We start from the raw sequence: 12,921 nt of genomic DNA, 5'->3' as shown, positions 1-12,921 counted from the left end.
TGCTTATAAATTCAATTGTACTTATCCTGAAAACGCTGAAGAACAAAGTGAATTGTTGTATAAATCGGGACTGCTCATTGATGAACTATCTAACTTTACTATTTGTAGTGGAATAAGAGCATGGTCTTCAGAAGAAATTCATAAAGGTTGGGAGGGTTTTATGCAATCAGGAGAGCCTTTACAAATATCTTTATTAAATCTTACTAATATTGAAAAGGTAAAATGTAGAGACAAGAAGGTATATGTATTCGAAAATCCTACAGTATTTAGTGAAGTTCTCTATCAAACAAGGAAAATAGCCCCATCGACGATCTGCACCTATGGACAGCTACGACTGGCATCCTTCGTTTTGCTAGATAAAGTCGTGCAAGGTGGCGTTAAGATATATTACTCAGGTGATTTTGACCCTGAGGGCATTATGATTGCAGATAAATTAAAACAACGATACAAAGAGGCTCTGATTTTATGGAGATATGGTGTAGAGGAATACAACGAAATACAGTCAAAGGTAAAGTTGACAGAGCAGAGGCTAAAGAAATTAGAAAATATAAAAAGTCCAGAGTTACAAGTTATTGCTAATGAAATTAAGAAAAGGCATTATGGTGCCTATCAAGAACTTTTACTTGAATATTATATCTCAGATATTTTAGAGGGGATATAATATCCTGAATTTTATCAGATATTAAGATAATGGTAGAGCCATAAATAATAACCAATCAGTTGATAAAACAAACCAGAACTTGTGTCACCGGGTAGCGTTTTTAAGGTATTATAAAGCATTCTATTAGGTTTTAGAAGGAAGGCAACATACAGGTTAGCCAAGAGAATGTTGATTACATTACAAATTATCTAATAAGCGCACGGCACACATTGATTAATTTACGGATGAGTTGGCTGAAGTATTACCAGGCGAAAGGAATAATATCAAACGTTTTTATCATGACATGCTGAAATGAATCAGCATGTCATGTTGGAAACACCGACATACAGCACAGCCGATGAAACAAAACATGTAAAGTAATGTGTCATTGCTAAATGGATTCCAGGCATTATGAGCATATAAAAAAAGCGGTTATGACTACCCTAGGATGTACAGCTTTTATACCAGATATTCATACTTTCAATTTTACCTGAAATTTGTGTATTATTTACTAATGTGCCACCATACTTATATCCTAAACTTGAAAAAGTACAGTTCATGGGTAGTGAAAGGGATCTTGCTATACTGTAAAGCGTTTCAATTCCTCTACTTTTCATTTCTTCTTCCATAGCATTTAAGAGATACTTTGCTAATCGATTACCCCTGTATTCGGGCTTTATGGCAAAATCAGTCATTTCTGCATTTTTATATTTATAACTAATTTCGCTTGATGATATAGCAATCAACTCCTTACCACAGTATATTCCCCAATATACGAGATTAACTTTCATTGTGTCAATAATATAGCGTGTGTCAAAAATGGGAAACGGATAAGATTGAAATACTTCTTTATATAAGGTGACCATTTCTGATGCGTCTCTTTCATCCATTTTTCGAAGTGTAAAATTCGAGCTTAAATTATCTAGTGGTACTTGTGATTTTGTCTGTGCAATTTCTATATTACTTTTGTATAGATGCTTCTTATCCGATCTACCTCTTGTAGCTAGCAAAAACTTGCTTAAAAAAATACAATCCTCTTTTCCTATAAAATATCCTGGAATTTGTCCTTCAACATGATAACCTCTTTGTAAAAAAAATTGAATTGCATTCTCGGGTATCTTTAATACTATTTTGCTATATTCTTCTTTTTTAGCTAGGTTTTCTAAATGATCTATTATAATATTCTCGTCATTTGAATCGTATTCCATGAGATAGATTCTGTTATTGGATTTTCCGTGATGAATCGTGCAATTTTCAAGTTTTTCAATTACATCAAACATAATTTCTCACCCCACTGGTGTCAAGTTAATCGTATCATCGTAATCTGCCAATAGTTTATTAATACCTACCATTTCACTATTATGTAGGGTATCCATTTTTAACTGAAGATTACAATTGGCACAATCTAGGTCACAATAGTTATGTTCATAACAATCTGGTTCTTGATATGTAGTAATAACACCCTCATAATTTCGTAAAATGATTTTATTTGTTGACCAAGATATAATATAGTTTGGAGCAACTGGAATTTTCCCACCTCCACCAGGAGCATCAATAACATAGGTAGGAACTGCGAATCCACTTGTATACCCTCTCAAATTCTCCATTATTTCAATTCCTTTTCCAACAGAAGTTCTAAAATGCTCAAGACCTTTAGATAAATCACATTGATAGATATAATAAGGTCTTACTCTAAAACGGACTAACTTCTGAACGAGCTTTTTCATAATTCGTGGGCAGTCATTAACATCTGCTAATAAAACAGATTGATTTCCCATGGGTATACCTACTTTGGTGAGTTTTTTTATTGCTGTTTTTGCCTCCATGGTTAACTCTTTTGGATGATTAAAATGAGTATTGATCCACAGGTTATCATATTTACTTAGTGCATCTACTAATTTATTAGTAATTCTAAATGGAAGGACCACTGGAGTTCGAGTGCCTATTCTAACGACTTCAACATGATCTATCTTAGCCAGCTCATCTAAGATAAAAATAATGTGTTCATCAGGTAACATAAATGGATCTCCGCCAGATAGTAAAACATCTCTTACTTCCGTATGCTCTTTTATATACTCAAACCCTTTGATAAGGTCAGATTTACAAGGAATAGAATCTCTGTCACCTACTTTTCTTTTTCTTGTACAGTGTCTGCAATACATTGCGCAAAGATTACTAACATGGAATAGGACTCTATCTGGATAACGATGAGTAATTCCAGTAATGGGACTATCTTTTTCCTCGGCTAAGGGATCAAGCATATCGGCATTTGATTTATTTAATTCTCTTATATCTGGAAAAGCTTGTTTAAAAACAGGATCATTTTCATAATCATTTGGATCAATTAAGGACATATAATAAGGTGTAATTGCCATAGGGAACGCATTTAAAGTTTCTTGTAATTTGTTTTTTTTATTTTCAGAAAAAGAAATTCCCAACACTTTTTCAACAGTCTCAATTTTTCTAATGGAATTTTTAATTTGCCACTTCCAATCGGTCCATTTCGATAAAGACTCTTCATTTAACTTTTTGTCATCCATATATAGATGTATAAAGTCTATTCTTTCTTTCATTTGTTGCCTCCTTAAATTTAGTTAGTAATTTATGTTACAGCAAAGTATTTTACAAAAAAAGCACTCTAACTCATTACTTTACGTAATAGAGTTAGAGTGCTTAAGCTTCACAATTAGCTCGCTTTATACCATGGTTTCCATAGTATAGTTCATGACCATATGATCCTAAACAAACCCCAGTTCTATAAAATATTTTTCAACATTATTTTTACAACTGCAGTAGCCTTATCTGAAATTGTATTAATTCATACGTGACAGACTCGAAAACTTATTACTCATAATATTTACTTCATATTAAATATAAAATTATGTATATACTAAACTAAAATTCCACATAAGTCAAGCCTGATTTAAATCACTATTTTGATTTTCATCAGAAAGGAGTTATCTCTTTTCTAAAGCACAGATATATTTACACATCCCACTTTACTTGACACATCCGTTTATTTCCTACTCTTCAATAATATATGCTTTAACAATTTCCCCGTAATATGCAATATGACAATCTTTGTTTGCTCCTGGGTTTGAACTATCAACATTTTCTGGATACATCTTATTTCTAATCTCTTCTGGCAAAGCATCTTTATCCTGAAATTGCTTATATATTACATCACACTCTAATGTTAGCGGCAATTGTTTAATCCCTGGCACACTAATAATCTCACTATCAACTAGAGTGAATTTTAAATCTTTTGTTTTATCAATATCTTTTCCCGTTCTTGATCCACAGTAACTAATAATTTTCTTATCATAATCTCCAATAGGAATATTAACTGTAAATTCTCCATTTGTATCCAGCTGAGTTCTAGTGAATCTATTCTCTCTCACAAAGATTGTAAATATAGGCACACCCCATTCAATTCCAAACATTCCCCATGAAACCGACATCGAATTTACTTTGTCTCCAACTTTTGTAGTTATCAATACACCTTCTTTAAGTACCTTCATAATCAATTCAGAATAGTCAAATATATTTATTTGTCTTTTCATAATTATCTCCTTTTACGCCATGTTTTTCTGCACAGGACCAACTCTTTAAGATATTACACCCAATGCCGATAAAATTTTCATCATTAGTATTGATTGATATATTTTATAATATCCTATTCATCAATGTTTTATATATTTTATATAATATACCATTTAACAAATCAATTGACAACCTAATCATGCGCAAAAAAGCAGATTGTTCTTCATCACTTTAATGCTCTTTTATTTCATTATTCATTAATTAAGTTCTTGGTATGAAATACAATAAGCTCTATTGAAACAGGGCAATATTCTCCGACCACAAAACTTGCTTTACTTATTTGCATTGCTCTAAATGAGAAATTTGAAGATGTTTTTTATTTCGAAGATTCATTTAAATACAAAAAACGATTTTATTAGCCCTTAATAAAAAATCAACTAGACAATAATGCAATGACAGTTTTGGTTACTTGGTCTTTAAAAATATTGAAGTCTAAACCCTTGTGTGAAAATGAAGACTTTTCCTGTCTAAGAGCATCAATTAAAATGCAGCAAGTGTAAACTTTTTCAAATAAATCATTTGGCTCTATGCCGTTTTTGTTCAATAACTCTGTGATTTTTAAGAAATATTCATTTTCAAAATTGGAAAAATGATAATTGATATCAGTATCTTCTGATATCATCATTCTTAATTGAGCGAGTGACAGCTATCAGCAGAATTACTATAATAAGAATATGAATGATTGTTCGTATATGAGGAGGAAAAATAATGAACTTTTTAACACTGGCAAAACAGCGTTGCACAACACGTGGCTTTACAGGAGCACAGATTTCAAAAAGTGACTTAAATCAGATTTTATTTGCTGGACGTGTCGCCCCTACAGCATGTAATAAACAACCACAAAGGATTATTGTTGTTCAGAGTGAAGAAAATATTTTGAAAATCAAAAAGGCATATCAAACTTTTGATTCTAAGTGTGTTTTTATCGTGTGTCGAGATCGACGGGATGAATTAGTACGACCATTTGACCAAAAATGTTCTGGCGACTTAGATATAGGTATTGTCTGTGACCACATGATGTTAGCAGCAAGAGAATTAAATATAGGAAGCGTAATGGTTGGTTTGTTTGATCCTGCAATTATTAGCAATGAATTCAATTTGCCAGAGTATATAGAACCGACAGCTTTACTTCTAATGGGGTATCCAGATAAAGGATTCTTAAGTCCAGAGCGACATATTACCCAACGCAAGGAAATAAGCGAAACGGTAATGTATGAGAAATATATAGATTAAGGTAAAACTTCTTGTTGAAGAGGATAACAATTAACTGCTTTTACTAGGTAAAGCATGTAGGATAAAGTAAAAGCAAATTGCAAAAGCCCTAATTGCTAAAGGGTATAATGTAAAAGACACACAAGAATATATTACACCTCCACTTATCCTTTAGTATAGCACAGAAAAATGCAGCTGGCTTTTGACTATAATGGATCAAAGAGTGGTTGCAAATCAAAATATCAATAGAACTCTATCATTATAAACTGATAAACCTGTTCTCCCGCTACATTAAATCGCACGGTCGAGCTCCATGATGGTTGCTAAGTATCATAAATTTTCTCAGTTGACTTTTCGTTGTCTGTCTTTAGATTTCCGGCAGAATCAATTCGGATAAAGATATTGTCCATCATCCAGGGAAGGATTTTATTAAGTGTAAAGCGTAAAATGTAAAGTTATCATAGGTCGCCCTTGGTGCGGTATGATTGTTGTTTAGCTTTGGCATTCTTTACCTCTTGCATCTCAAATCGTAGGAGATGATGACCCTGTCAACCCAAATTACGGTCCCAACATGATTAACCTTAATGTATAACATTAACGATAAAGGCCTTGAAAACAAAAGGGTTTCACGCGACTTGAAGTAATACTTTAAAGTAGGAGAAAAGTGATGCTAATGGTCCCGCCTCTCGTGATGTCCGGAAGTCATCTTTGGCGCAGAGAAGGATCTTATTAAGTGTAAAGTTTATACTCAAGGAGGATTTGTCCTTAAAAATTGGTTTTTATGAAAATATATTAACAATTACTAAAAGTAATAAACAACACATGATAGTGAAAGAGTTCAACTTTTAAAAAAGGGCATTATACAGTATAATGACTTAAGGTAAAAGGGAATATGCATTTATCTATATGACTTGCAAATAACTTACTGGAGGTATCAAATTGATACATATTGATAATGAACTTTGTATAGGATGTGGCCTATGTGTCGCGGACTGCTTTCCAAAGAATATTGTTATTGAAGATAAAAAGGCTAGAGCTGTTTTTACGTGTATGGAATGCGGGCATTGTGTTGCTGTGTGTCCTCAGAATGCGGCTTCTATAGAAGGGTACGAAATGGGAGAGGTAGAAGAGTCTACTTTAGAATCAGCGGCCTTAGATCCTGATTTATTGCTAAAGGCCATTAAGGGAAGGAGGTCTATACGACGATTTATTCAAAAGCCCATTGAAGATGAAAAGCTGATGGACATTATCGAAGCGGGAAGATATACTCCTACTGGTAGCAATTTACAAGGAACCTCTTATGTGATTGTACGAGATAATTTGCCCCAATTGACAAAAATGGCACTGGAGAGTTTAAAGCAAAAGGCACAAGAAATACTATCGAATACTGAAATTCCAAGGATATATAAAGTGTACGCTCATCGATGGATCAATATGTGTGACCACTATAGTCAAGATGGTCGTGATGACTTGTTTTTTCATGCACCTGCAGTTGTATGTGTCGTCAGCGATTCTGTTATTAATGCCGGGCTAGCTGCTTCAAATATGGAACTTATGACATTTGCCCAAGGGCTTGGAATGTTTTATAGTGGCTTTTTCGTAAGAGCTGCAAATCAAAACAAAGAGATAAAACAGTTCTTAAATATTGAGGATGAAAAAGAAGTACAAGCTTGTCTTGTATTGGGTTATCCCGATGTAAAATACTACCGAACGGTTCCTAGAAAACAAGCCAAGGTTGTTTTGAAATAAGATAATGAGCTCCCACTAGTATAAGGAAATTTTTACTTTTCTTTCAAGTAGGTATGGCTGGAGATATAAAACTGTTTTTTTCGCCTGTCTATTAGGCAAGAAGTGATTTAATTCAATACGCAAAATTTTGTCGTGAATGTTTAAGCCGTATTCGTGAAACCATATTGTTGATTATGATGATATGGTTTTTTGAATACTATTCCATTATAAATACATAGACCTATTATTTTTATAAAAATATACAAGATTGCATATTTAGCCCTTAGATATCCACTTTTAGGAAATATAAGTTTCCGTCTCAATATGCCTTAAACGATTAACCTTAATGTGTAACATTAACTGTGAAGGACCTGAAAACAAAGGAGATTCACGTGAATTGAAGTAATACTTTAAAGTGGAATCAAAAGTGATGTTAATGGTCCCGTCCCTCGTATCTCGCCTCGTATCTCGCCCTGCCTTAATTAACACTCTTATGGATGTGGCGGACAATTGGCTAATGCTTGTTAGAGTTGAACTAACTAAAAATGAATAAACAATATAAGGAGAATAAAATGCTGTTGACTACACTTTCAAATGGGGATAAAGTTTACAAAAACAACTACAGTATCACTATTGAGTTTAGTGGTATAAGAGGTGTTCTATCTACCTCTCAGTTAAATAGTGGTTATAGAGAAGATCTAACCGGGGTTTTTAATTTTGATTCTAAGCCCGAGAATGGCAAGGGATACTGTATGAATAGCGATACATATCTAGAGGATTTAAAAACTATAGCGAGTGAACTGGGATTAAATCCAGAAAAATCTGCTGGAGTTACTACAGCAGTATCTATGAAGAATGTGTCCATTAAAACATCAGAATATAGGGATTTGATAGTAACTGCCATAATAACTGCTGGTATCGAGGTAAATGCTGGTCGCGTGGGAGACCCAGCTTCCTTTTACGAGGAAAAGGGAGAAATTATCTTATTAGAACCTGGAACCATCAACATATTTCTCAATATAGATGGAAACTTATCCCCCGGAACATTGGCAAGGGCTATGGTAACTTGTACGGAAGCTAAGACTGCTGCTATTCAAGAGTTAATGGCTAGAAGTATGTATTCTTGTGGAATAGCCACAGGTTCAGGCACAGATGAAACAGTCATCATATGCAATCAAAATAGTGAAAACACTTTTACTTTTGCAGGTAAACACAGTAAATTAGGTGAATTGATTGGAAAGACTGTTATGGAAGGAGTAAAGGAGGCGTTATTTTTAGAAACAGGACTTGATTCTAAAAGACAATATAGTGTTATAAGAAGACTAAGCAGGTTCGGACTAGATGATAAAAGAATAATAGAAGAATATATAAACTACGATACCAATTATGTAACTGAAGATCGATTAATAGAGGCAATTGAAGCAATAGATAATCAGTCAACATTGGTAGTGAACTCTTCTTTACTTGCACATCTAATAGATCAGTTAAATTGGAATCTCTTAGAACCTAGGGAGGTAGCTATAGAGACTAGTCGAATATTATTAAGTATCTGTGATAAATACAAAATCAATTATAGTTTTCATATAAACGACAAAAGTAAAGAGAAAACAATATCCTCTATAATAAACAGCTTTGCATATTTATTAGCTCGAATTATTTATAGGCATATCATAGGCATATCGGGGCGGTGACTTTTCACTCCATTTTTTAGGAGTAGAAGTTACCATAGGCCGCATTGGAGCGTTATGATTGTTATCTGACTTCAACATCCCTTATATTTTTGCATCTCAAATCGTAGAGGACAACGACCCTGTTAATCCGCATTACGGTCATGAAATGATTAACCTTAATTTATAACATCAACTGTGAATTCCTTGAAAATAAAGGGATTTCACGTGAATTGAGGTAATACTTTAAGGTGGGAGCAAAAGTGATGTTAATGGTCCCGTCCCTGATAAACTATGGTCCCGTCCCTGATAAACTATGGTCCCGTCCCTGATAAACTCCTTAATCTTTTGTTTGCAAGTATATAATCAAACTAATTTAGTATATAATATGGGAAAAAGGGTGAGGAAAATGTACTTATCAGAAAAAGATAAGAATATAATACTCTATCATGCTCCATGGATTGACAATCTAAGGCAAACCACACTAGGTGGTCTTGTCTTAGGATTTGGATTTTTGTGGAGTGACATCTTTTGTTACACTATAGGGATTATTATTGGGGTAATTAAAAGATAGATTTGAATACTTATGTTTTTCAAGTGCTATCGATATAAAAAGCATATGATGAAAAGGAGAAAAAATGAATAAAGAAACGGAAAGAGTATTTAGAGAGTTTCAGAAGTTTATTGGTGATAAAGAACTTAATGAGGAGGAATTAAATAAAGCCTTTAAAGAATTTATAGATAGTCAAAATAACATTGTTGAGATGGGAAGTAAAAGACAAGAGAGTCCATGGGATTATTTAGAAATGGCTTATGAAGCAGATAATGAAAAAGATGCCTTAAAGTATGCTAAAAAAGCTCTTAAGCTGGATAAAAATTGTCTTGATGCAGAAGTCATGATAGCAGATTTAACTACAGATAATCCTGAAGAGCTGAAATTAAAATATGAAAAGTTGATTAAAAAGGCAGAGAAGTATTTAAAAGAACAAGACCTGCTAAATGAAGAAGATGTAGGACACTTTTGGGGTATTTTAGAAACTAGACCCTATATGCGGTTAAGAGATGCTTATTTAAGGGATTTAGTTCAAATGGGCAAATTTAGAAAGGCGATAAAGGAAGCCGAAGATTTATTAGTTTTGTCTGAAAATGATAATTTAGGCGTAAGATATACTCTTATTAGCTTATATGCCTTGTATGAAGATGAAGTAAATGCCTTAAAACTTTATAAAAAATACAAAGAAGATACCACTCAAATGTTATTGCCAATCATCGTAATGTACTATAAGATGGACAATTATAAAAGAGCAGAAACCTATTTAAAGAAACTAAATGGGGCTAATAGGGAACTTGTAGACTTCTTTTGTCAAGAGGGTGAATTGGATGAAGAAGAAATGTTCGATATCGTTGATTCTGGAATGTATGCTCCTTACACGAAGGAAGAGGTTATGATTGCTATATCACAAGCACCATATCTTTACGGAACAGCAGCAAGTTCTTTCCTTTGGATATCTCAAAAGCTGGCTGTATTGAATGACTTGGTTTAATGATTTTTAAGATCTAGACAACAGAATGAGATATGTACTTGTAGAGAACTACAATTGAGAAGGTGATTAAAATGATGTATCCATATGTCACATTAGGGGACGAAACCAAGATTGTCCATTCTCAAATTCTTGAAGAAAATGGAGAGAAATATATTGAAGTTCATTTTGAAAGGGCTACAGAAGATGGGTTTGATTTAGCTAGATGTACTTTACCCATGTGCATAATGCAATTCTGCTTATACCTAAATTACTGGCACATGTCTTATAGCCTAGTTCCTTATGCTTTTGATAATATCGTGGAATATAGAGAAGTAAAGAGGCATATCGGGACGGTGACCTTTTAATCCATATTTTAGGAGATATAAGTCACCATCTTGATGTGCCCCTCTCATCTTTTATAAAAAACTTTCGCAATAAATTTATAGAAGTAAATTTATTGCGAAAGTTGAATTGATAAGGTGGATGATTTACACTATTTGAAAAAGGGTAAACTAACACATTAATCTTCATGAACCATAATCAGGAGCTGGGGCTGAAAAGCTATCTTCATAAAAGGTAACCCTTTCAGCTATTTCGATTGCATCTTCTTGTGAAAAAAACGTTGCATCTAATCTTAAAGTATAAACCCACAAGGAACCATCTTCTACAAAGTTGACAAAGTGATGCTTTATATCACTAGGGTGATCTGTCGTAAAAGCAAATCCCTTAACAGAGTTATCTTTTAGCTGTAATTCTTTTAGATCAGCCATATTAGGATAGAATTGCCAGTAAAGAGATTCTAAGGACCATTGTCCTGGAGTATCTCCATAGAATGAACCAAAACTACGCTCAAAAGCGCCTACTTCAACTCCACCTATCAAAATGGAATTTCCGCTGCTATTGCCATTTAGATAATAATCAAATGTGCCAAATTCACTGTTTTTAGGTAATTGGACAGAAAGATAATCCGTGATATTTTCATAGGTAGCTAAAAATTCTTCTATATTAAAACGGCGTATGTCTCTGTGTTCATGAGTTGTTTTTCGTACGATATTAAATACATCTAACTTCTTAGTACCTTTAGGAATAGATACTTCTAACTGATATTCACCGTCTTTAGAGTCAATGGGAAAGGCGTAATAATTATTATGAAAAGGAGATTCCTCACCAGCTGTAAGTAATAGCTCTTTATAGGCGTAATTCACTAGATCCTCATAAGCCACACTATAAGCAAGTTTAGATAATTCAATAATCTCTTCCATAGTAAAAATCTTATTTCCATACAATGGCGTATACTTATCATCTATATAAGTATGTTTACTTTGAGTGGTTTCATTTTTACAACCAAATAAAGTGAATAGAATCGCTAAAATCCAAAGTATTTTAATGATACTTTTATTTTCCTTGTAAAATTTCATAGTTGTGTAGCCTCCTTATGTAACACAGTAGTGTTTTAATATGTAGCACTATAAGATTGCATTTATAATTATTATACCAAATTGTCTTCTTTACTTCTAATAGACAGAAGAAGAATAATAATGGAATTCAGAAAAGGTAGGTATTTACTTCATTCCGTAAATGCCTACCTGTCCCTCATAAACTCCCTTAATTTTGCATTCTAAATTCTTAATTGTACGCGAATGGTAGTGACACTAACTAATACACATCACATTAATCTTTTGTTTGCAAGTATATAATCAAACTAATTTAGTATATAATATGGGAAAAGGGGTGAGCAAAATGTACTTATCAGAAAAAGATAAGAATATAATAGTACGTTTTTTAAAAGAAGAATTTAATCCCAAATTTATCTATCTCTTTGGATCCTTCGCCAAAGGAGAAGGGCGAAACGATAGTGATATAGACCTAGCTATTTATACTGACGATATCATTGACCCCTACAAATTAATGATTGCTGCAGGCAATCTTTCTTTTGAAGTTAAACGAGATACTCAGATTGTTCACTTAAAAGACATCAATACAGTATTCGCCGCTCAAATTGTAGGCACAAAAGAAGTATTATATTGTGCAGATGAATACTTAATGGCCAATTATGATATTAGAGCATTTAAAGATTATGCAAAATTAAATGAAGAAAGAAAAATAGTATTAAATGCGATTGAAAGGGATGGTAGAGTATATGGTTAAGGATGTTTTATATAATAAAATAAGTATTATAGAAAGATGTGTAATAAGAATTCAAGAAGTATATAATCACAATTCAGATAACTTAATGGATTATACTAAACAAGATTCTATCGTATTAAATATTCAAAGAGCTGTCGAAGCAACGATTGATATAGCGATGCATTTAGTTTCAGAAAAAAAATTAGGTATTCCACAAAATAGTAGAGATGCTTTTGAAGCATTAAATCAACATAATATCATTGATGATAGAATGTTAAATATATTAAAAGCAATGATAGGCTTTAGAAATATAGCTGTTCACAATTATCAAAATCTTAATTTGGAAATCTTGCAAAAAGTTATAGAAAATCATTTAAAGGATTTTGAAGAATTTACATATCTTATTAGTAAGGTTAAATAA

The 12,921-nt window shown here is 33.0% G+C and carries 13 protein-coding genes and 2 pseudogenes; 10 read left to right on the top strand and 5 right to left on the bottom strand.

The features are described from left to right. A partial coding sequence (locus tag Q7P22_RS12865; protein ID WP_303864771.1) for a DUF2399 domain-containing protein occupies positions 1–661 on the top strand: 661 nt, incomplete at its 5' end. A gap of 422 nt (positions 662–1,083) precedes the next feature. Here the strand turns inward: Q7P22_RS12865 and ablB are convergent. The 3 genes from ablB to Q7P22_RS12850 form a co-directional block, all read right to left on the bottom strand. Then, entirely contained in the window at positions 1,084–1,920 is an 837-nt protein-coding gene (ablB, locus tag Q7P22_RS12860; protein WP_303864769.1) for a putative beta-lysine N-acetyltransferase, read from the bottom strand. Positions 1,921–1,926: 6 nt separating this feature from the next. Further along, on the bottom strand, positions 1,927–3,213 hold the full coding sequence (gene ablA, locus Q7P22_RS12855; protein WP_303864767.1) for a lysine 2,3-aminomutase: 1,287 nt from the start codon (positions 3,211–3,213) through the stop codon (positions 1,927–1,929). A 450-nt stretch (positions 3,214–3,663) separates the two neighbouring features. Then, complete coding sequence (locus Q7P22_RS12850; RefSeq protein WP_303864765.1) at positions 3,664–4,203, bottom strand: flavin reductase family protein; 540 nt, start codon at positions 4,201–4,203, stop codon at positions 3,664–3,666. A gap of 258 nt (positions 4,204–4,461) precedes the next feature. Here Q7P22_RS12850 and Q7P22_RS15035 point away from each other — a divergent pair. Continuing rightward, positions 4,462–4,602 (top strand): annotated as a pseudogene (locus Q7P22_RS15035) (helix-turn-helix transcriptional regulator); the annotation flags it as partial. Positions 4,603–4,616: 14 nt separating this feature from the next. On the opposite strand, the gene Q7P22_RS12845 reads toward Q7P22_RS15035, so the two are convergent. After that, positions 4,617–4,868, bottom strand: a complete 252-nt coding sequence (locus Q7P22_RS12845) for a hypothetical protein (protein ID WP_303864762.1) — start codon at positions 4,866–4,868, stop codon at positions 4,617–4,619. Between the two features lie 83 nt (positions 4,869–4,951). Between Q7P22_RS12845 and Q7P22_RS12840 the strand changes: the two genes are divergently transcribed. The 6 genes and pseudogenes from Q7P22_RS12840 to Q7P22_RS12815 all read left to right on the top strand — a co-directional run bounded on the left by Q7P22_RS12840 (position 4,952) and on the right by Q7P22_RS12815 (position 10,738). Beyond that, the gene (locus Q7P22_RS12840; protein WP_303864760.1) at positions 4,952–5,476 is read left to right on the top strand and encodes a nitroreductase family protein; all 525 of its coding nucleotides are present in this window, start codon (positions 4,952–4,954) and stop codon (positions 5,474–5,476) included. A gap of 918 nt (positions 5,477–6,394) precedes the next feature. Continuing rightward, the gene (locus Q7P22_RS12835; protein ID WP_303864758.1) at positions 6,395–7,204 is read left to right on the top strand and encodes a nitroreductase family protein; all 810 of its coding nucleotides are present in this window, start codon (positions 6,395–6,397) and stop codon (positions 7,202–7,204) included. Between the two features lie 524 nt (positions 7,205–7,728). Then, a complete protein-coding gene (locus Q7P22_RS12830; RefSeq protein WP_303864756.1) occupies positions 7,729–8,874 on the top strand; it encodes an adenosylcobinamide amidohydrolase in 1,146 nt (381 codons plus the stop codon). A gap of 418 nt (positions 8,875–9,292) precedes the next feature. Beyond that, positions 9,293–9,424 (top strand): annotated as a pseudogene (locus Q7P22_RS12825) (DUF2809 domain-containing protein); the annotation flags it as partial. A 64-nt stretch (positions 9,425–9,488) separates the two neighbouring features. Then, positions 9,489–10,394: a hypothetical protein gene (locus Q7P22_RS12820; RefSeq protein ID WP_303864754.1), complete on the top strand. Its 906-nt coding sequence runs from the start codon at positions 9,489–9,491 to the stop codon at positions 10,392–10,394. A gap of 71 nt (positions 10,395–10,465) precedes the next feature. Then, positions 10,466–10,738: a hypothetical protein gene (locus Q7P22_RS12815; protein WP_303864752.1), complete on the top strand. Its 273-nt coding sequence runs from the start codon at positions 10,466–10,468 to the stop codon at positions 10,736–10,738. Positions 10,739–10,900: 162 nt separating this feature from the next. Here Q7P22_RS12815 and Q7P22_RS12810 read toward each other — a convergent pair whose 3' ends face one another. Further along, entirely contained in the window at positions 10,901–11,791 is an 891-nt protein-coding gene (locus Q7P22_RS12810) for a hypothetical protein (RefSeq protein WP_303864750.1), read from the bottom strand. Positions 11,792–12,113: 322 nt separating this feature from the next. On the opposite strand from Q7P22_RS12810, the gene Q7P22_RS12805 reads away from it, so the two are divergent. Continuing rightward, positions 12,114–12,521, top strand: a complete 408-nt coding sequence (locus Q7P22_RS12805; RefSeq protein WP_303864748.1) for a nucleotidyltransferase domain-containing protein — start codon at positions 12,114–12,116, stop codon at positions 12,519–12,521. After that, positions 12,514–12,921 (top strand): DUF86 domain-containing protein, encoded by a 408-nt coding sequence (locus Q7P22_RS12800; RefSeq protein ID WP_303864772.1) that lies wholly within the window; start codon positions 12,514–12,516, stop codon positions 12,919–12,921. Before Q7P22_RS12805 ends, Q7P22_RS12800 begins: the two co-directional genes overlap by 8 nt.

This window comes from Alkalibaculum bacchi (assembly GCF_937875145.1).
In the GTDB taxonomy this organism is placed as follows: Bacteria; Bacillota; Clostridia; order Eubacteriales; family Alkalibacteraceae; genus Alkalibaculum; species Alkalibaculum bacchi_A.
This window is presented reverse-complemented; position numbering and strand designations above follow the sequence as displayed.